This window comes from Herbaspirillum sp. 3R11, from assembly GCF_004563925.1.
Taxonomy (GTDB): Bacteria; Pseudomonadota; Gammaproteobacteria; order Burkholderiales; family Burkholderiaceae_D; genus Herbaspirillum.
On the sequence record NZ_SPNJ01000002.1, the window covers coordinates 1,043,078 to 1,061,204 of the forward strand.

The window sequence follows — 18,127 nt, forward strand, 5'->3', positions numbered from 1 at the left end:
CCATTTTACTTCATCGTTTATCCTGCGATAAAACAAGCCCCTTACCTTAAACAGCGAAATGCCGCAGCAGGTGTTCGGCAAAACTTCGCGCCGACGGCTTTGCCGCGTGTCCCGCCGGGAACACCGCGTGCAATTCAAGCTGTCCTGCATCCCACTCCGGCAGCACACGCGTCAGCGCGCCACTATCGAGTTCGGCGCGACAGCCCCAGCGACTGGTCTGAACGATGCCGAGGCCCGCCACGGCAGAGGCGATGGCCGCTTCGTTGAGCGACACCAGCAAGCGCCCGTCGACCTGCACGGACGCGCTGCGCCCGCCCTGACGAAATTCCCAGGTGCGCCCTCCGGTGGGGCCGGTGATCATGGCATGTTCGGCCAGGTCGGCGGGCGCCCGCGGCGTTCCATGCCGGCTCAGATACGCAGGCGCGGCCACCAGCAGGCGTGGCGAGATGGCAATCCGGCGCGCGGTGGCGGTCGAGTCCGGCAGCACGCCGAACCGCAGCGCCAGGTCTGCGCCTTCCTGCACCAGATCCTGGCGCTGGTCGCTCATCATCAACTCGACGCGCAGCGCAGGATAGCGCTCCATGAAAGTGGGCAACTGCGGCACGATCTCGCGCACCGCGAGGCTGGACGACAGCGCTACGCGCAGCAAGCCGCGCAATTCCCCGGTGCCGCGCACCGCATGGTCGGCTTCCTCCAGTGCGGCCAGTATCGGCTCAATGCGCACCAGGTAGTCCTGGCCTGCTTCGGTCAGCGATACCGCCCTCGTGGTGCGGGTAAAGAGCGCGACGCCGACATCCTTTTCCAGATCAGCGGCGATGCGGGAGATGGAAGGTTGGGAAAGACCCAGCTCCTGTCCCGTCTTGGAAAAACTGCCGCTGCGCGCGATGCGGACGAAGACGCGCAGGGCGGATAGGCGATCGCTCATGACACTCCATTCATTTGAAATTTAAATATATCTTAGTCGATTTACTCGCCTTCTCGTCGGGCTGCAAATGAAAGATAGTTCTCCTCACGCCATATGGCGCAGTCCACATGAGGAAGAACCGCAATGAAACTACCTGAACAACTCGCCGAATTCCGCCGCAACTTCGAAGCCGGCGGCCCACCGTTCAACGCTCCTGCCTGGATCCACGAACCCATGCACCGCGCCACAGCAGAACTGGTGGCGTCACGCATCTCGGACCGCGCCCTGAAGGCCGGCGACATCGCTCCCGACTTTGCCCTGCCGGACGTCGACGGAAAACCCCTTTCGCTCGCCGAACTGCTGAAATCGGGTCCGCTGGTGCTGAGCTTTTACCGCGGCGTCTGGTGCCCCTACTGCAACCTGGATCTGCAAGCCCTGCAAAAGGCCTTGCCGCAGATAGAAGGCCTCGGCGCGCAACTCATCGCGGTATCGCCGCAAACGGCGGCCAATACGCGCCGTTCGGTGCGCGAGAACAATGTCAGCTTCCCGATCCTGTCCGATCTCGGCAACGAAGTCGCAGCACAGTTCGGCCTGCGTTTTACGCTGCCCGATTACCTGCAGGATCTCTACAAGAACACCTTCAAGAACGATCTCGCCGTCAACAACGGCGAACCAAGCTGGACCCTGCCGATGCCGGCGCGCTACGTCATCGGCCAGGACGGCGTGATCGCCTATGCGGAAGTCAATCCTGACTACACGCAGCGTCCCGATCCATCGGAGCTGCTGCCGGTGCTGCAACAACTCAAGCTCAGCGCAGCCTGATTCCCCCCATCACTGATGCCGGCCCATCCGGGGCCAGCAATGTGCAATCAATTTCACGTCCATGACAGTCGTCGCTGGATGAACGCACTACATTTAAAGGAAATGAACATGTCCAAGTTACAAGGAAAAATCGCTGTCGTCACAGGCGGCAGCAGCGGTATCGGCTTTGCTACAGCAAAGCGGTTCGTCGAAGAAGGCGCCTATGTTTTCATCACCGGCCGCCGGCAGGCGGAGCTCGACAAGGCCGTGATGGAAATCGGCAGCAACGTGACTGCCGTCCAGGGCGACGTCACGAGCATGGATGATCTTGATCGTTTGTACGCAACCATCAAGGAGTCCAAAGGTGCAATCGACGTACTGTTCGCGAACTCCGGTTTCATTGAACTGCAGACGATTGATCAAATCAGTCCGGAGCATTTTGACAAGACCTTCGATATCAACACCAAGGGATTGCTGTTTACCGTACAGAAAGCCCTGCCGTTGATGCGCAAGGGCGGCTCGATCATCCTCGCTTCTTCGATTGCCAACAGCAAGGCGATGCCTTCCTACACGACTTACAGCGCGTCGAAAGCGGCGATCCGCTCATTCGCCCGAACCTGGACGCTGGAACTCAAGGATCGCGGCATTCGCGTCAATACGCTCAGCCCGGGACCAGTGGATACGCCCATCATTGACTCGCAGTTTCAGACCAGGGAAGAGGCGGACAAGCTGCGTGAAACATTCTCGCAAGCGATTCCGCTTGGTCGGATGGGACGCCCGGAGGAACTGGCGTCTGCGGCTCTGTTCCTCGCGTCGGACGACAGCAGCTTCGTCGCCGGAATTGATTTGCCGGTAGACGGCGGCATGGCTCAGATCTAGGAAATGCGATCGGTGCTTTCGCATGGCGGCGGCGCCGATCTTCAATCCTCAATCGTCAATCCTCAATCGCTTGAGATATTCCATCATGAATGAAGACGCGACCATGTTTGCCTTGAGCGCAATCGCACACAGATCCCGCCTGGCGATTTTCAAGGCGCTTGCCGCTGCGGGGCCGCGGGGACTGTCGGCGGGCGAGATTTCCGGGCAATTGAAGATCGTTCCATCGAGCCTGTCCTTCCATCTCAAGGAGATGTCACGGGCTGCACTGCTGTCGGCCCGGCGTGAGGGAACCTATATTTACTATTCGGCTGAAGAAGAGGTCATGGCCGAGGTGATCGATTTCCTGATCGACAACTGTCTCGCGGAAGGGATGCCTCGCAGGCCGGAATGAGAATGACCAACGCTTTTTCAATCACTGTCCGGTCTTTCGCACGGTCGACGTGCGATGGCCAGTCAGTTGCGCGAAACGGCGGGAGGCGCCGCCGCAGGTTGTTCCTGCGCCGCTGTTGGGGTCGTGCAGATATCCCATAAGGAAATCGGAATCCGGCCGATATCCTTCGCGAAGACGAAAGTCACGCCGACCAGCAGCACGCCGGCCACGAGCAGGATCGCCATGACTTGCAGGTTCGACAGGCTGAAGCCGGAGCGGCTGTGGTCTTTCGCAGGATTGGACATGATGGCGAAGGAATACGGAACCCGAAGTATAAAAAAATTCGCGCCGTCGTGGTTGCGTCAAATTGTCACACCCATACGACCATGTTCAGTTTTTCCGCCATCCCGGCCGTCCGGAAAACGCCGCCACGGGCGTAAAATGACGCCATGGATACCCCGCAACACCTGAGTTTTCGCAGCTACGGCGCCGACGGCCCGTTGCACAGCCACGACCATGTGCAGATCGTCCTGCCGATGCAGGGCGAGATGGACATCGAGGTTGATGGCCGCGGCAATACGCTCGACGTCACGCGCGCGGCCTTCGTTGCGCCCGACGTCAATCACGCGCAATCGGCGCAAGCTGCCAACCGCTTCCTGATTCTCGATTGCAAACTGGCCGACATCGGCGCCGATGCCGCTGAACGCCTGCGTCGCCAGCCATTCCTGCCGGTTTCGGCGGCAGTGCGGCGGCTGGTCGAATTCATCGACCTCAGTCGCGAAACGGTCGGCGGGCTGGTATTGCCGGAGTCGGTGGTGCGCCATTGCACGCCGCTGCTGCTGGAAGCATTGACCGCAATGCCGCAACGGCAATCGCGTTTGCACGGTTTGCTGTTGCGCATCGACGCCGCGCCCGGTCAGGCCTGGACTGCGGCGCGCATGGCGCGGGTGGCGAACCTCAGTGTCAGCCGTCTGCATGCCGTGTTCAAGAGCGAACTCGGCCGCACGCCGCAGGAATGGCTGTCGGACGTGCGCCTGCGTTTCGTGCAAGATGGGCTGGCCGGTTCCGATGTGCCGCTGGCCGAACTGGCCTTGCGCGCCGGCTATTCCGACCAGAGCGCTTTGACGCGCGCAATGCGCCGCACCACCGGCATGACGCCGGCCGCCTATCGTCGCGAACATCGTCGTGAACATCGGCAGTAATTTTCTTCTGCGATATTTTCTCCCGCAATAGCCTCAGCCCAATTTTGACGAGCCGCAGTCAAGACGCGCGCCGCTGCCTTGCCTATCCTGCCGAATAGCGAATCTAACAAGGCAGAACATGAAAAACAAAATTCTGGTCGGCGTCGGTAATGGCGTCGCGGCGGGGGCGTTCTGGGGACTGGTGTTCCTGGCGCCGCAAGTGCTCGGCAATTTCAGCGCGCTGCAATTGTCGGCAGCGCGTTACCTGGCCTACGGCGTCGTCGCGGTCTTGCTGCTGGCACCGCGCTGGCGCGCCTTGTCGGGACGAATCGGTCGCGCCGAATGGCTGGCGCTGGTGTACCTGAGCCTGCTCGGCAACATCCTGTATTACCTCTTCCTCGCCAGCGCGGTGCAATGGGCGGGCGGGGCCTCGACGTCGCTGATCATCGGCCTGTTGCCGGTGGCGGTGACGCTGGTCGGGGCGCGCGATGCAGGTGCGCTCAAGTTGTCGTCGCTGATCGCGCCGCTGGCGCTGTGCTTGTTCGGCGTCGGTCTGGTCGGCGTGCAGGCCCTGTCGGCGGAGCACGCCGCAACGGATCTGGCGACACGCGCGGCGGGCCTGTTATGCGCGTTCGGCGCGCTGGCGTCCTGGTCGGTTTACTCGGTGCGCAACAGCCGCTGGCTGGCGCGCCGGCCGGACATTTCTTCGCACGACTGGTCGTTGCTGACCGGCATCGTCACCGGCGCGCTTGCCTTGTTGCTGGTGCTCCCGGCGTTCTCACAGGGTATGGCGGGGCATGACGGCAACGACTGGCTGCGCTTCTGGGCCGTGGCGACGGCCGTGGCGATCTTCGCTTCAGTGGTCGGCAACGCCTTCTGGAATCGCGCCAGCCGCCTTTTGCCGCTGACGCTGACCGGGCAGATGATCATCTTCGAAACGCTGTTTGCCCTGCTGTACGGTTTCTTGTGGGAACAACGCTGGCCGACGCGGCTGGAAGTGCTGGCGATCGTCTGCCTGGTGAGCGGGGTGCTGTGGTGCGCTTCGCTGCATCGCGGCCATGGAAGCACCGTTGCGGCATCGGTCCAGACATGAAGATCGCTGGCCCGAACGCCGCGGCAACTGATACCATCAGGACTCCAAGCTGGAATATAAAAAGTCAAAGACAGTTGCCATCTTCAACATTTTCACTCCATGCCCAACTTCATCGACCCCACCGATTTTGAAACGCTGAAACAGGACGACGCCTTGCCGTCGCCCAGCGGCGTCCGTCTCAACATCATGCGCATGTGCCGCCAGGAAGACGTTTCCCTGGTCGAACTGGTCACGCAGATTCAGGCCGACCCGGTGCTGGGCGGCCGCATCATCAAGATCGGCAACGGCGCCTCGATCAACAAGGGCCGTCCCATCGTCGCCATCAGCAAGGACGTGTTGCTGATGATCGGGCTGGACGCGGTGCGCCAGCTGGCGCTGGCGATTTCGCTCACGACCGAACGCCGCGACAGCAGCTGCGCCGGATTCGACTACACCACCTTCTGGGCGCGCACGGTCGCCATGGCCTGCGCCGCGCAAGCGCTGGCCGAGTATTACGGCGAGGCGCCGCCCACCGAAATGTTCGCCAGCGGCCTGTTGGCCAATATCGGCAGCCTTGGCCTGGCAGCGGCGCGTCCCGACGACTATGCCGGCGTGCTGGCGAGCGTCACGGACGATGACAGCAGCGACGGAAAACTGCGCGACGCTGAAAAAGCCGCCTTCGGCTACACCCATCTCGACCTGGCCGCCGCCATGATGCAGGACTGGAGCATCCCGCGCCTGTTCTGCGAAGCGGTTCTGCATCACAAGGCGCCGTCGCAGTCGGGACTCGACGATGAGTCGCGCCAGTTGCGGCTGGCGCAGATGCTGCACGTCGCCGGCGCCATTGCCGACTATTGCGTGGCGCCTGAAGATGCACGTGTGCCCGCCTTGCAGGCCTTGCTCGACGCCGGCCCGCCGCTCAACGGCGAGGTCGACCACGTGATTGCGCTGTGCGACCGCGTGGGTCGTGACTGGGTGGAGTGGAGTTCGATGGTGAGTATTTCCGCGCAGGCGCTGCCGCCGACGCGCGAGGTGCTGGCGCAGCTGCGCGAAGAAGCGGGCGAATAAATCCGCGAACAAGCCGACGAATATAAGTTGCCGCCATCTGATTCTGCATCCGGCGCCATGCGACTAATTTGTGCGCCTGCCGGACCGGTGACATGCATCGCATTTGCTTGCCGAAGCCTGGTCACGGCATGAGCGTTATGCAAACGACAAAATCATGCGACACGATTGGTTGCTTTGATATTGTCATTTGCTCATGTAATTAAGAATTAAACAACTCATCAAAAAAATTCATGCGCCCGCTGCGACCGCACTGGAGCGATTTCCCCTTGGCGCGGACAAAAAAATCATGGCGATTTGAAATCGTTTGTGAGACGATTGCCAATAGATAACTTTGTTGACACCAACGTAACTTTTAGTAACGTCAGCAGAAGTGTCAGAACAAATCGCCCGATGCAAGCCGGGCAAGAAACACCCAACAAGAACAAACGAATAGCAAAGAGCAAAGAGCAAAACAGTACGGCGCAGGTCACTGCGCCGAGGGGATGTACCGATTGTTGCCGACGTGTTTTTCCGGAGAGAGAAGCCGTTTATGAAGCTATTCAGAAAAGGCCTGCTGCTGGTTGCGATTCCCGGCATATTCGAGCTTGGCTTGCTGGGGATCCTGTACAAGAGCCAGGAGAACGCCACGCAGGCCGAAGTCTGGGCCTTGCATACCAAGGACGTCATCATCCAGGCTGCGGAAGTACGCGAGCCCGTGCTGCTGCAGTCGGCACGCCTGCGCGCCGCCATCATCTTCAACGACCCGGCCGGGCTCGAAAAGACTGACCTGTGGGAAAGCCTCGAAAAGGAAGTCGGCGAACTGCGCGGGCTGGTGGGCGACAACCCCGAGCAACTGCGGCGCGTGGCGCAGATCGGCACGTCGATACAGGAATATCGTCAGTGGACCGACATCCAGACCGAGCTGCTCAGGAACAACAAGCGTGACGAACTGGTGGCCGCCTTCCGCGATCCGAATGCCTTGCGCCTGATCCAGGTGATCCAGCGGCAACTGGTCGACTTCATCAAGGTGGAAGAGCACTTGGATCAGCAACGACTGGAAGCAGTGTCTGAGGCGCGGCTGATGCAGAACATTGCACTGGTGATCGCCTTGCTCGGCGCGGTGCTGGCCGCAGGGTTCGCGGCACGGATTTTCAGCCGCGACGTCGGCGGGCGTCTGGCCGTGCTGACCGGCAACGCCCACAAGCTGACCGAAGGCGGCGTGCTGGCCCAGCGCGTCGGCGGCAACGATGAGATCACCGAACTCGACAAGGTGCTGCATGAGAGCAGCGCACGCCTGCGTCAGGCCGAGGAAGCCGCGCGCGTTTACCGTGAAGAGCTTGAGCACCATGCGCGCGAGCTGACCACCGTCAACGAGGACCTGCAGCGCCAGACGCAGGACAACGAGATGTTCATTTACAGCGTGTCGCATGACCTGCGCTCGCCGCTGGTTAACCTGCAGGGCTTCAGCAAGGAGCTGCATCATTCGGTCGGCGAGCTGCATGAGACCATTGACGCCAGCAACCTCAACGACAAGGACAAGCAGCGCATCCGCGACATCATCGAGGATGACGTCGAAGTATCGCTGCGCTTCATCCGCACGGCGGTGACGCGCTCGGCCGCGATCATCGACGCCATGTTGCGGTTGTCGCGCGTGGGACGCGTGGAGTACCAATCGCAGGAGACCAACGTCAACGACGTCGTTGCGCGCGTGATCGACGCCATGAGCAACACCATCCGTGAACGGCAGGCGCTGGTGGTGTCGCAGCCGCTGCCGCCGTGCTATGGCGACCCTACCGCGATCGAACAGATCTTCGGCAACCTGATCGGCAACGCGGTCAACTACCTCGATCCCAAGCGCGCCGGCACGGTCGAGATCGGCGTGCTGCCGCCGGATCCGGGTCAACCTGAACTCCGCACCTACTTTGTTCGCGACAACGGTCTCGGCATTCCCGCCGATTATCTCGGCAAGATGTTTTCGGCCTTCCATCGCCTGCATGCCGACGTCGCCCAGGGCGAGGGCGTCGGCCTGGCCCTGATCAAGCGCATCGTGCTGCGCCACGGCGGCAAGATCTGGGTCGAATCGACCGAAGGCGTGGGCACCACTTTCTATACGTCACTGCCGGTGCAGCCGGCCCAGCAACCCCAACAAGCACTGCAGCCCGCAACCCAATTGGCTCAAGGAGAAAAAGCTCATGGCTGACAAAGACGAAGTAGGCATCCTGCTGGTCGAGGATGATGACGGCCACGCCTTGCTGGTGGAAAAAAACCTGCGCCGCGCAGGCTTGTCCAACGGTTTCCTGCGCCTGAAGGACGGCCAGGAAGCGCTGGACTATTTCTTCAACGCCGAGGGTTCGCCAGCGCGGGAAAAGTTCGAGTCGCTGGTGGTCCTGCTGGACGTCAACATGCCGCGCGTGAGCGGCGTCGACGTGTTGAAAAAGCTCAAGGAAAATGACATCACCTCGGCTATCCCGATCATCATGCTGACCACCACCGACGATCCGCGCGAGATCGAGCGCTGCTACGACTACGGCTGCAATCTCTACATCACCAAGCCGGTGGAGTACGAAGCCTTCATCGAAGCGGTGCGTCGGCTCGGCTTCTTCCTGCAGATCATCAAGGTGCCTCCGGTCGGGCGCGGTGCTGCATGACTGCATCGGAACCCGCCATTCTGATTATCGAAGACGACGAAGGCCTGCGCATGCTGGCGCGCCGTCGTCTGGAAAAACGCGGCTTCAAGGTCGGCAGCGCCGGCAGCATCGCGCAGGCGCGCAGCCTGTTGCGCGACGGCGCCTTCGACCTGCTGGTGATCGATTACCAGCTCGACGAGAACATGAGCGGCCTCGATTTTTACAACGAGCTGTGCGACGAAGGGGTGAGGATTCCGGCGGTGATGTGCAGCGGATTTTCGGACGAGGCGCATTTCGGCGAAGCGCTGCGCTGCGGCATCGCCTATGTGCTGCCGAAGTCGCAGGATTATCTCGATGAGTTGCCCGACGTGGTGCGACAGGTGCTGGACCGGCAGCAGGGCTAACCCGGCTGACTGACGGGTTCGGCAATGCGCGCCAGCCAACCGTTCCAGAATGTGTGCGAAGCCTGCTGGAAAGACCGTCCATACTCCAGCGCGCCGGCGCGCAATGCCGCCAGGCTGGCCTCTTGTGTGTGGGCGATTTCATGCGCGTGGCCGATCAGCCATTGCTCCACCATGCGCACGTCGAACTCGGGATGGAATTGCAGCGCCAGGCAATTGCGTCCCCATGCAAACGCCTGGTTGCGATAGCGCTCGGTAGACGCCAGATGGCGTGCGCCGACCGGCAGGTCGAAGGTGTCGCCGTGCCAGTGCAAGACGTTTGTCTGTTTGCCGATCAGGGCGTCGATGCACGGAAACTCTGCTGCATGCTCGCCCGGCAGCAATGGTCCCCAGCCGATCTCCTTGCCGGAACTCCCCGGATAGACGCGCGCGTGCAATGCCGCCGCCATCAATTGCGCTCCCAGGCAAATTCCCAGCGTCGGCAGATCGTCGAGCAGGCGCGCGCGCAGCCAGGCGATTTCGGCGCGCAGGTAGGGATAGGCATCCATGTCGTAGGCCGCGATCGGACCACCCAGCACCACCACCAGGTCGGCGTCCAGCGGCGACACGGCCGAGAACGAATCCACGCCCACTTCAAAATAACGGATCTCGATGCCACGCCTGGCCAGCAGCGGCTCCAGCTGTCCCAGGTCTTCAAACGATACATGGCGCAAGGCCAGGACTTTCTTCATCTTGGGCTTTCTGATGGCGGGACGGGGAAGAGTTTTGATTTCGCTATATTTTAACGTATACAACGTAAAACATAAAAAACCGGGCATCAGGGCCCGGTCCGGAAAGCAAGAAAGCGGGAAGGCGGAAAAACAGGGGCGATGATTCAGCCGTGCTTATCCTTGGTCCTTATCCTCAGTGCTTATATTCTCATGCCTTCACGCCGACAATCACGTGCGACGCCTTGAAGAACGCCAGCACCGGTTTGCCCACGGCAAGACCGAGCGACTGTGCGCTTTCCTGCGTCACGATCGCCGCCAGCGTCTGGCCTCCCTTGAGGCTGACTTCGACTTCGGTGTTGACGGCGCCGGGCTTGACCGTCTTGACGGTGCCTTCGAGGCGGTTGCGGGTGGACAGTTTGATGCCATTGTCCGGCACCGACAGGATCACCCACGGCGCCTTGACCAATGCCAGCGCATCGGCGCCGACCTTGAGGCCGAGCGAAGCGGTGCTGGTGCGGGTGATGACCGCCACGATGCGATCGCCGCCGGTCAATGTGATTTCGATCTCGTCGTTGACGGCGCCTTCGTTGATGGCGGCGACCTTGCCGGCAAATTCATTGCGTGCGCTGGTGAGCATGGGGATCCTTTCGTGATTGATTGCAGACGGCCATCTTATCCGATGCCATGCCTGTTCGACGACCGCCCGGATGCATTAAGTGGTATAGCGTTTTGCGCATATCGTAGCTGTTGCGGCTGTTACGGAAAGGGGCGTCATGGTACGATGCGGACCCTCTGCAACACGTCCATTGAACCGGCATGTCGAAACAGTTTTTGCTTGAAAGCCCCAGGGACACCGGCGACGACCGCGTGACCTTCATCATCCGCAACAACGGCACCATGCTGCCGGGTTTCGTGACCCGCGCTGCGCTGATTTCCATCGGCGGCCTGACCAGCAATAACATCGTTGCGCTGTACACCGAACATCGCGCCCGTATCGCCGAAGCCGTCAAGAAGCGCATGGCGCAGCCCGGGCTGGTGCCGTACATCGCGCTGACGCTGGAAGATTTGCAGCAAGCTCTCCCCCTCCAGGCCGCCCAGGCTGAATAGTGTCGTGCGGCAACGCCGCAAGCAGGGCGTAAGCTGCGCCTGATATTTTCAAGCTGAATCAACGGACAAGTGTTGCCGTCGTGCTAATCTAGCGTTTGCGCAAAAAAGCGCCGGGCGCCCGCTGCTACCTCAGCGACCAGCACACCGTAAACAGATAACGCGCCATGATCGCGACGAAACGACCGGGACGAGCGGTCGGCCCTCTTCCGCCACGGGAAGGGGCTCAGAACAACAATCATTGGAGACACAGGCGACGCCACATGACCGGGACAGGTCGGGGCGGGGCCTGATACGGGAATCAGCTTGAGAGCTTTGCAGAGACGACTATCGAATGCGTTCGTCGCCATTCAGGCGCGCTATCGCCGTTCGCCGACGGCGCGCACGACACACGTGGCGCACGTGGCGCAGGCGACGCATCTGCGCACGCATGCCTACGCCAGCCTGTACCAGCAGCAGGTGCGCGCACCGTCGGCCGAGCTCGAACGCAGCCTGCGTCACTTCTCCGAACAGTCCCTGGTCGGCGTCTACATGCTGCGTAACGACGGCACCGTATTGCACGCCAACGACAAGATGGCCGCCATGCTCGGCTACCAGCGCGGCGCGGAGCTGGTTGGCATGCCGGTGGCAAGCCTGTGTGCACCGGAAGACCTGGCGCTGCTGCAAGAGAACATGCGATTGCGCCTGCAGGGCGAGGTCGCCACCGTGCAATATTCCTATCGCATCCTGCGTCACGACGGCACCCGTCACTGGGTGGAAGTGCACGGTAGCGTCTGTCCGCACGAAGGCGGCATCGCGCTGGTCGACACCGCGCTCGACGTCAACAAGCAGGTGCAGTCCGAATGGCAGTCGCGCATGGCTGACCGCGTCTTCGAATCGACCAGCGAAGGCATCCTGATCACCGATGCCGGGTTTCGCATCCTGGCCGTCAATCCGGCCTTCACGCGCATCACCGGCTATCGTCCGGAAGAAGCGATGGACAAGCGTTCGCGCATGATGACCGGCCCCGGCGCCGAGGCGGAAATCAACCGCGGCATGCTGGAACGATTGGCGCACGATGGCCATTGGCAGGGCGAAATGAAGGACCGGCGCAAGGACGGCAGCTGGTATCCGGCCTGGCTGTCGATCTCGGCGATCCGCGACAACCAGGGCGGCATCAGCAATTACGTCGGCGTGTTCACCGACAACACCATCCGCAAGGAAGCCGAAACCAAGCTGGCCTTTCTGGCCGATCACGACAGCCTGACCGGCTTGCTCAACCGCAGCAGCCTGATGCGCATTTTTGCGCAGCAGATCGAGACCGCACAAGCGGCCGGTGAGACGCTGGCCTTGTTCTTCGTCGACCTCGACCGCTTCAAGACCGTCAACGACACGCTCGGCCATCACGCCGGCGACCAGTTGCTGCTAGCCGCGGCTGAACGGCTGCGCGAGCAGCTGCGGCCGGACGACGTGCTGGCGCGCTTCGGCGGCGACGAGTTCGTCGTGGTACTGGGCGGCTCGCCGCCGCCCACCATGATCTCGGCCATTGCGCAGCGCCTGATCAACAGCATCCTGCAGCCGTTCACGATCAACGGTCACGAGATGTTCATCAGCGCCAGCATCGGTAGCGCAGCTTATCCGGAGCACGGCGAAGACGCCATCACGCTGCTCAAGAATGCCGACATCGCGATGTACCACGCCAAGGATCGCGGCAAGAACGCCTTCCAGCTGTTCAACAAGGAAATGAGCAATCGCGCGCTTGAGCAGATGCTGCTCGAGAACAGCCTGCGCCACGCCATCGAGCGCAAGGAATTTGAACTGTATTACCAGCCGCAGTTCTCGGCGCAGGACGGCGCCATCTGCGGCGCCGAAGCGCTGATCCGCTGGCGTCATCCAACGCGCGGACTGGTGGCGCCGGGCATGTTCATCACGCTGGCCGAGCAGACCGGCCTGATCGTGCCGCTGGGCGCCTGGGTGTTGCGCGAAGCCTGCCGCCAGGGCAAGGCCTGGCTGGATCGCGGCTATCAGTTCGGCCGCATCGCGGTGAATCTGTCGCCGCGCCAGTTTTCTTCGGACGACTTGCTGGCCACGATCGACAACGCGCTCGACCAGAGCGGCCTGCCGTCGGCGATGCTGGAGCTGGAAATCACCGAAGGCGCGATCATGCAGAATCCTGAGGACGCGGTGATGCTGCTCAAGCGCATGCGCGAACTGGGCGTGACGATTTCGGTGGACGACTTCGGCACCGGCTACTCCTCACTGGCCAGCCTCAAGCAATATCCGCTCGATACGCTCAAGATCGACCGCAGTTTCGTCAAGGGCATCCCGGCCGACGCCGACGACGTCGCCATCACCGAGGCCATCATCGCCATCGCCCACAAGCTGCACCTGAAGGTGGTCGCCGAAGGCGTCGAGTCGCAGGAGCAGCACGACTTCCTGCGTGCAGCCGGTTGCGACATGGTGCAGGGATACCTGCATTCGCAACCGCTGACGGCCGGCGAAATCGAGCAGCGCTGGTATCTCGGCGGTGAGCAAGCCGAGACCTGAAACACCTGCCTTTTCCATTTCTTCCATTTCTTCCATCTCTTCCATTCTTCCCGCAGCAATGAACGGAAACGAGTAAGCAAACTCTTTTTTGTTCGTTGACCCTGGCTTCCCCGGTTTTTAAGATGGCGTGTTTTAGTGAACACTAACGCTCGGGGATGGCATGAATACGTGGGGAACTGCAACAAAAACAAGGACGCGCAAGATCATCATCGCGCTGGCGGCAGGCGTTCTTGCAGCGCTGGCCGGCGCAGGCCAGGCCGGTGCGGCTGAGCCGAAGCATGGCGGCACGCTGAACTGGATCGTCACGCCGGAGCCGTCGTCGATCCTGCCGTTGACCACCACGGCCGGCGGCAATACCGAACTCGGTCCGAAGATCGTCGAAGGTCTGCTGACCTACGATTTCAACCTCAATCCCAAGCCGCTGCTGGCGACCTCGTGGTCGATCAGCAAGGACGGCCTGCAATACCGCTTCAACCTGCGCCACGGCGTCAAATGGCATGACGGCAAGGACTTCACTTCGGCCGACGTGGCATTCTCCATCCTGACGCTGAAAGTGGTGCACCCGCGCGGTCGCGCCACCTTCGCTAACGTCACCGAAGTGCAGACCCCCGACCCGTTCACCGCCGTGATCGTGCTGTCGAAGCCGTCGCCCACATTGCTGACCGCACTGGCCGGCGCCGAGTCGCCGATCGTGCCCAAGCACCTCTACGACAAGACCGACATCCTCAACAGCAAGTACAACAGCGCGCCGGTCGGCACCGGTCCGTTCATCTTCAAGGAATTCGTCAAGGGCAGCCACATCGTCCTGGAACGCAATCCGAACTACTGGGACAAGCCCAAGCCTTACCTCGACAAGGTGGTAGTACGCTTCATCCCTGATGCGCTGGCGCGTGCCGCCGCGCTGGAGTCGGGCGCCGCCGACCTGGGCGGCCAGGCGATTCCGTTGTCCGACGTGGCACGTTTCAGCAAGCTGCCGAAGATCACCGTGGACACCACTAATTGGGCCTACATCGGTTTGCAGCAGCAGCTGTATTTCAACCTTGATACGCCGGTGCTGCAAAAGATCGAAGTGCGCCGCGCCATCTCGCAGGCAATCGACGTCAATGCGCTCAACAAGGTGGTCTGGTACGGCTACGGCAAGGTCTCGGCATCGGTGATCGGCACGCTCAACAGCAAGTACCACAATCCCGACATCAAGTACTTCCCGTACAACCCGAAGGAAGCGGAAGCGGCCCTGGATGCAGCCGGTCTGAAACGCGGCGCCGACGGCACCCGTTTCCGCCTGCGTCTGTTGTACAACCCATTCCAGGAACGCCGTGCAGCCGACTTCGTGCGCCAGTCGCTGAGCCGTATCGGCATCGACGCCAACATCGAGAACTATGACTTTGGCACTTACGTCACCAAGGCGTATACCGAGCGCGCCTTCGACCTGACGCTGGAAGCGCTGGCCAACGTGTTCGATCCGACCGTGGGCGTGCAGCGCGTGTTCTGGTCCAAGAACTACAAGGTCGGCCTGCCGTTCTCGAACGCGCCGCATTACGTCAATCCGGAAGCCGACCGCCTGCTCGAAGCAGCCTCGGTGGAAATCGACGAAGCCAAGCGTCGCCAGCTGTTCCTGGATTTCCAGAAGGTGGTGCACGACGACATTCCTTCGATTGAATTCGGCGCCAATCCAAGCATTACGATTGCGGCGAAGAAGGTGAAGAATTACGCACCGACGGCGGAAGGTCTGCGCGGCAGTTTTGCGGATTTGTATTTCGACTGAAGGTCGGGATCTGCCAACGCGCCATGAAAAAGCCGGCCTCGAAGGGCCGGCTTTTTTACGTTCACCGCATCACTGCAATGCCGTCTTATTCCGTGTTCTGCCGTGCATATTCCTTGCGCTTCATGGCGAGATACTCGTTCTTGTCGACCTCATGCAGCTGGCGCGGATAGCGTTCGGTGGCGCTGAACCAGGTTTGCAGGCGCTGCTCCAGTTGCTGCGCCTGTGGCGCCGCCAGTCCGCTCAGGAAGGCGTCGATCGCGAGGTAATAGCGCATCGTGTTGCGCTCGACCGTGCCGCGCATGCCGCCGACGTAGCCGCTCTTGTCTGACTTGTCCTGTGTGAAGCCGACCTTGTCGCTGCCGGCGGTGGCGAGATAGGCGCGCAGCGCCACGCGGCTGGCCAGCCCGAACGAATAAGAATAAGTCAGATGCAGGAAGCTGCGGCCGTCGCCGAGCGGCACCGCTTCCAACTGGATGCGGTAATCGCGCGTGTCGAGTGGGCCCTTGTCGGCGGCCAGGCGCACGTCGAAGTAGTCGTCGCCATTGGACGGCACGCGGTAGTTGAAGTCGATCCGGTAGGCGTCGTCAATGGCCTGGTCATGCTTCTTGCCGACACGCATGCTCAGCGTTGCAGGATTCTGGCCGGGACCGGGACGGCAGTATTTGGTGTTGAGATGCAGGATCAGGACGTCGCACCAATGCGCCGGTGTGGTCAGCGATGCGCGCACCTGGGCGAATGGATAATCGACCACGGCATAGATGTCGCCCTTGATGCTGGACGAGCTCTCGGTCGAGTTGATATACAGCGGGCGTGCAAATTGGTTGTTGGTCAATTGCGGCTGCAGCGCCTGGTATTTTTCCTGCAGCGCGGCGCCGCCCGGCGGCTCGGCGGCAATGGCGGAGGCGCATACCGCCAGCGACACCGCCAGCAATGTCGCCACGACGGTAGCTGTAATGACGGCGCGCAGGCTCTGCGTAAATTGTCGTGAGATGGGTTGTTGCATGCTGATCTCCTGTTTTTCTTTAACAATCCCGCGCCGTTACAGCCAGCGCGCCCACAGTCCGGCGCCGAATTCCTTCATGCGGTCGCTGATCGGGCGGTCCTTCCAGGCTTCCAGCGTGATTTCCTTCGATGCGTCGATGTCGCGGTCGAACATGGCCTGCATCTGTGCACCGAATTGCGGACCGAGGATGACGGCGTTGATTTCCTGGTTGTAGATGAAGCTGCGCCAGTCGAGGTTGGTCGAGCCGATGGTCGACCAGACGCCGTCGATCATCGCGGTCTTGGAATGCAGCAGCGCATCCTGGCGCTCGTAGATCTTGACGCCGCCTTCCAGCAACTCGCTATAGAACGACCGCGAGGCGTACAGCACCAGTTTCGAATCGCTCTTGCTCGGCAATACCAGGCGTACATCGACGCCGCGCTTGACCGCATCCTTCAAGGCGTCGCGCAATTGCGGATCGGGGATGAAGTAGGCGTTGGTCAGATAGACCTTGGATTCGGCGTGCTGGATGGCCGAGATGAAGGTGGCGTAGATCACGCTGTAAGGATCTTCCGGGGCGCTGCCGATGCCGCGCACGATGTCAGGTCCCTTGTTGTCGACCTTGGGGTAATAGTTTTTTTCTGCGAGCTTGGGACCATGCTGCTTTTCCCAGGTGTCGATGAACATCTTCTGGAATTCAGCCACCACCGGGCCGTCCATGCGCACCTGGGTGTCGCGCCACGGCACCTTGTTGGCGTCGTCGTCTTCCTTCGGCTTGCGCTTGCGGAACGAGCCGCTGGAATACACGCTGCTGACGTTGATGCCGCCGACGAAGGCGGTCTTGCCGTCGACGATCAGCAATTTGCGGTGATCGCGCTGGTTGACCTCCCAGCCCTTGCGCGCCTGCGCCGGATTGACCGGGTTGAATTCCAGCACCTGGACGCCGGCATCGATCATCGGCTGAAAGAATTCGCGCGGTGTGCTGAGGGTGCCGACGCTGTCGTACATCAGGTTGACCTGGACGCCATGTTTCTGACGGTCGATCAGCAGATCGGCAAACTGCTTGCCGGCCTCGTCATCTTCAAAGATGTAGGTTTCCATGTTGACGTGGTCGCGCGCTTCGCGGATGGCGGCGAACATGGAGGCGTACGTTGCCGGACCGTCAATCAGCAGGGTGACCTTGTTGCCGGCTACCAGCGGCGAGCCGGTGATGGCTTGTTCGACTGCCAGGTGCTTCTCGAGGATCAGGTTGTCCTGGTTGGAATCCTTGAACTTGTCGAGCACCGCCTTGCTTTGCTCGGGAGTGAGGATGCCGCGTCCGCCCTTGATCTGGATTACCTTGGCCGACTGCGTGTCCATATCGGGTACGACGCGTGGCAGCGAACTGCATCCAGCCAGCGCCATGACCGCCATTATGGAGGTGCACAACAGCAGGTGGTTGAACCGTGTGGTCGCGCCGTGGTGGTTGTTGAAAATCACGTGATTTTTTTGTGTAGTCATGACTGTCCTGCAAGGCGATGGTCGGGGATCCGACAATGTCATTCGGAGTATATGCCGCGAGAAAACCGGTTTGCAGCGTGAATGCCACGTTATGGGCAGGAATCGGCACTGTCCTACACGAAAACGAGAGGGCTGCCTACGCGCTGGAGGAAGGAAGGGCCGGGTTGCGGCGGCGCAGCGTCCGGTTTTTTACTTTTTGTTTATCCGGACCGTGTTTCTTTTTAGGATTTCTTTATGCGGCGGGGACTAATCTGGCGC

At 61.2% G+C, this 18,127-nt stretch carries 18 protein-coding genes; 12 read left to right on the forward strand and 6 right to left on the reverse strand.

Going from position 1 to position 18,127, the window contains the following annotated elements; translation table 11 throughout:
• Positions 1–46: 46 nt before the first annotated feature.
• Positions 47–925 (reverse strand): LysR family transcriptional regulator, encoded by an 879-nt coding sequence (locus tag E4P32_RS13055; RefSeq protein WP_116436718.1) that lies wholly within the window; start codon positions 923–925, stop codon positions 47–49.
• Between the two features lie 123 nt (positions 926–1,048).
• On the opposite strand from E4P32_RS13055, the gene E4P32_RS13060 reads away from it, so the two are divergent.
• The 3 genes from E4P32_RS13060 to E4P32_RS13070 all read left to right on the forward strand — a co-directional run bounded on the left by E4P32_RS13060 (position 1,049) and on the right by E4P32_RS13070 (position 2,975).
• On the forward strand, positions 1,049–1,726 hold the full coding sequence (locus E4P32_RS13060) for a peroxiredoxin-like family protein (protein WP_116436717.1): 678 nt from the start codon (positions 1,049–1,051) through the stop codon (positions 1,724–1,726).
• Positions 1,727–1,834: 108 nt separating this feature from the next.
• On the forward strand, positions 1,835–2,584 hold the full coding sequence (locus E4P32_RS13065) for a glucose 1-dehydrogenase (RefSeq protein ID WP_116436716.1): 750 nt from the start codon (positions 1,835–1,837) through the stop codon (positions 2,582–2,584).
• 22 nt (positions 2,585–2,606) lie between these two features.
• Positions 2,607–2,975 carry a metalloregulator ArsR/SmtB family transcription factor gene (locus E4P32_RS13070; RefSeq protein ID WP_233526787.1) on the forward strand — a complete coding sequence of 123 codons (369 nt, stop codon included), beginning with the start codon at positions 2,607–2,609 and terminating at the stop codon, positions 2,973–2,975.
• Between the two features lie 62 nt (positions 2,976–3,037).
• On the opposite strand, the gene E4P32_RS13075 is transcribed toward E4P32_RS13070, so the two are convergent.
• Positions 3,038–3,259: a hypothetical protein gene (locus E4P32_RS13075; RefSeq protein ID WP_116436715.1), complete on the reverse strand. Its 222-nt coding sequence runs from the start codon at positions 3,257–3,259 to the stop codon at positions 3,038–3,040.
• 144 nt (positions 3,260–3,403) lie between these two features.
• Between E4P32_RS13075 and E4P32_RS13080 the strand changes: the two genes are divergently transcribed.
• The 6 genes from E4P32_RS13080 (at position 3,404) to E4P32_RS13105 (ending at position 9,285) form a co-directional block, all read left to right on the forward strand.
• On the forward strand, positions 3,404–4,156 hold the full coding sequence (locus E4P32_RS13080) for an AraC family transcriptional regulator (protein ID WP_116436714.1): 753 nt from the start codon (positions 3,404–3,406) through the stop codon (positions 4,154–4,156).
• Positions 4,157–4,274: 118 nt separating this feature from the next.
• Positions 4,275–5,228, forward strand: a complete 954-nt coding sequence (locus E4P32_RS13085; protein ID WP_116436713.1) for a DMT family transporter — start codon at positions 4,275–4,277, stop codon at positions 5,226–5,228.
• Positions 5,229–5,327: 99 nt separating this feature from the next.
• Positions 5,328–6,275, forward strand: a complete 948-nt coding sequence (locus E4P32_RS13090) for an HDOD domain-containing protein (protein ID WP_116436712.1) — start codon at positions 5,328–5,330, stop codon at positions 6,273–6,275.
• Positions 6,276–6,804: 529 nt separating this feature from the next.
• Positions 6,805–8,454: an ATP-binding protein gene (locus tag E4P32_RS13095; protein WP_116436711.1), complete on the forward strand. Its 1,650-nt coding sequence runs from the start codon at positions 6,805–6,807 to the stop codon at positions 8,452–8,454.
• On the forward strand, positions 8,447–8,902 hold the full coding sequence (locus E4P32_RS13100; RefSeq protein ID WP_116436710.1) for a response regulator: 456 nt from the start codon (positions 8,447–8,449) through the stop codon (positions 8,900–8,902). The genes E4P32_RS13095 and E4P32_RS13100 overlap by 8 nt, the downstream gene beginning before the upstream one ends.
• Positions 8,899–9,285 (forward strand): response regulator, encoded by a 387-nt coding sequence (locus tag E4P32_RS13105; protein ID WP_116436709.1) that lies wholly within the window; start codon positions 8,899–8,901, stop codon positions 9,283–9,285. Before E4P32_RS13100 ends, E4P32_RS13105 begins: the two co-directional genes overlap by 4 nt.
• Here the strand turns inward: E4P32_RS13105 and E4P32_RS13110 are convergent.
• Positions 9,282–10,013 (reverse strand): glutamine amidotransferase, encoded by a 732-nt coding sequence (locus E4P32_RS13110; RefSeq protein WP_116436708.1) that lies wholly within the window; start codon positions 10,011–10,013, stop codon positions 9,282–9,284. The two genes, E4P32_RS13105 and E4P32_RS13110, sit on opposite strands and share 4 nt — an antisense overlap.
• Before the next feature lie 187 nt (positions 10,014–10,200).
• Positions 10,201–10,629 carry a TOBE domain-containing protein gene (locus E4P32_RS13115; protein WP_116436707.1) on the reverse strand — a complete coding sequence of 143 codons (429 nt, stop codon included), beginning with the start codon at positions 10,627–10,629 and terminating at the stop codon, positions 10,201–10,203.
• 179 nt (positions 10,630–10,808) lie between these two features.
• On the opposite strand from E4P32_RS13115, the gene E4P32_RS13120 reads away from it, so the two are divergent.
• The 3 genes from E4P32_RS13120 (at position 10,809) to E4P32_RS13130 (ending at position 15,387) form a co-directional block, all read left to right on the forward strand.
• On the forward strand, positions 10,809–11,099 hold the full coding sequence (locus E4P32_RS13120; RefSeq protein ID WP_116436706.1) for a DUF1488 family protein: 291 nt from the start codon (positions 10,809–10,811) through the stop codon (positions 11,097–11,099).
• 303 nt (positions 11,100–11,402) lie between these two features.
• Positions 11,403–13,622: a bifunctional diguanylate cyclase/phosphodiesterase gene (locus tag E4P32_RS13125; protein WP_233526786.1), complete on the forward strand. Its 2,220-nt coding sequence runs from the start codon at positions 11,403–11,405 to the stop codon at positions 13,620–13,622.
• 160 nt (positions 13,623–13,782) lie between these two features.
• Positions 13,783–15,387: an ABC transporter substrate-binding protein gene (locus E4P32_RS13130; RefSeq protein WP_116436705.1), complete on the forward strand. Its 1,605-nt coding sequence runs from the start codon at positions 13,783–13,785 to the stop codon at positions 15,385–15,387.
• A gap of 85 nt (positions 15,388–15,472) precedes the next feature.
• Here E4P32_RS13130 and E4P32_RS13135 read toward each other — a convergent pair whose 3' ends face one another.
• Positions 15,473–16,390 (reverse strand): hypothetical protein, encoded by a 918-nt coding sequence (locus tag E4P32_RS13135; RefSeq protein ID WP_233526785.1) that lies wholly within the window; start codon positions 16,388–16,390, stop codon positions 15,473–15,475.
• A gap of 36 nt (positions 16,391–16,426) precedes the next feature.
• Positions 16,427–17,782, reverse strand: a complete 1,356-nt coding sequence (gene cls / locus E4P32_RS13140) for a cardiolipin synthase (protein WP_233526796.1) — start codon at positions 17,780–17,782, stop codon at positions 16,427–16,429.
• Positions 17,783–18,127 lie beyond the last annotated feature (345 nt).

What these genes read in the sequence shown, in the direction of transcription:
- E4P32_RS13105 (WP_116436709.1), top strand. Translation starts at nt 8,899, where the DNA reads ATGACTGCATCGGAACCCGCCATTCTGATTATCGAAGACGACGAAGGC.
- E4P32_RS13075 (WP_116436715.1), bottom strand. Translation starts at nt 3,259, where the DNA reads ATGTCCAATCCTGCGAAAGACCACAGCCGCTCCGGCTTCAGCCTGTCG.
- E4P32_RS13055 (WP_116436718.1), bottom strand. Translation starts at nt 925, where the DNA reads ATGAGCGATCGCCTATCCGCCCTGCGCGTCTTCGTCCGCATCGCGCGC.
- E4P32_RS13115 (WP_116436707.1), bottom strand. Translation starts at nt 10,629, where the DNA reads ATGCTCACCAGCGCACGCAATGAATTTGCCGGCAAGGTCGCCGCCATC.
- cls (WP_233526796.1), bottom strand. Translation starts at nt 17,782, where the DNA reads ATGGCGGTCATGGCGCTGGCTGGATGCAGTTCGCTGCCACGCGTCGTA.
- E4P32_RS13095 (WP_116436711.1), top strand. Translation starts at nt 6,805, where the DNA reads ATGAAGCTATTCAGAAAAGGCCTGCTGCTGGTTGCGATTCCCGGCATA.
- E4P32_RS13065 (WP_116436716.1), top strand. Translation starts at nt 1,835, where the DNA reads ATGTCCAAGTTACAAGGAAAAATCGCTGTCGTCACAGGCGGCAGCAGC.
- E4P32_RS13060 (WP_116436717.1), top strand. Translation starts at nt 1,049, where the DNA reads ATGAAACTACCTGAACAACTCGCCGAATTCCGCCGCAACTTCGAAGCC.
- E4P32_RS13080 (WP_116436714.1), top strand. Translation starts at nt 3,404, where the DNA reads ATGGATACCCCGCAACACCTGAGTTTTCGCAGCTACGGCGCCGACGGC.
- E4P32_RS13090 (WP_116436712.1), top strand. Translation starts at nt 5,328, where the DNA reads ATGCCCAACTTCATCGACCCCACCGATTTTGAAACGCTGAAACAGGAC.
- E4P32_RS13120 (WP_116436706.1), top strand. Translation starts at nt 10,809, where the DNA reads ATGTCGAAACAGTTTTTGCTTGAAAGCCCCAGGGACACCGGCGACGAC.
- E4P32_RS13100 (WP_116436710.1), top strand. Translation starts at nt 8,447, where the DNA reads ATGGCTGACAAAGACGAAGTAGGCATCCTGCTGGTCGAGGATGATGAC.
- E4P32_RS13070 (WP_233526787.1), top strand. Translation starts at nt 2,607, where the DNA reads ATGGCGGCGGCGCCGATCTTCAATCCTCAATCGTCAATCCTCAATCGC.
- E4P32_RS13130 (WP_116436705.1), top strand. Translation starts at nt 13,783, where the DNA reads ATGAATACGTGGGGAACTGCAACAAAAACAAGGACGCGCAAGATCATC.
- E4P32_RS13085 (WP_116436713.1), top strand. Translation starts at nt 4,275, where the DNA reads ATGAAAAACAAAATTCTGGTCGGCGTCGGTAATGGCGTCGCGGCGGGG.
- E4P32_RS13135 (WP_233526785.1), bottom strand. Translation starts at nt 16,390, where the DNA reads ATGCAACAACCCATCTCACGACAATTTACGCAGAGCCTGCGCGCCGTC.
- E4P32_RS13110 (WP_116436708.1), bottom strand. Translation starts at nt 10,013, where the DNA reads ATGAAGAAAGTCCTGGCCTTGCGCCATGTATCGTTTGAAGACCTGGGA.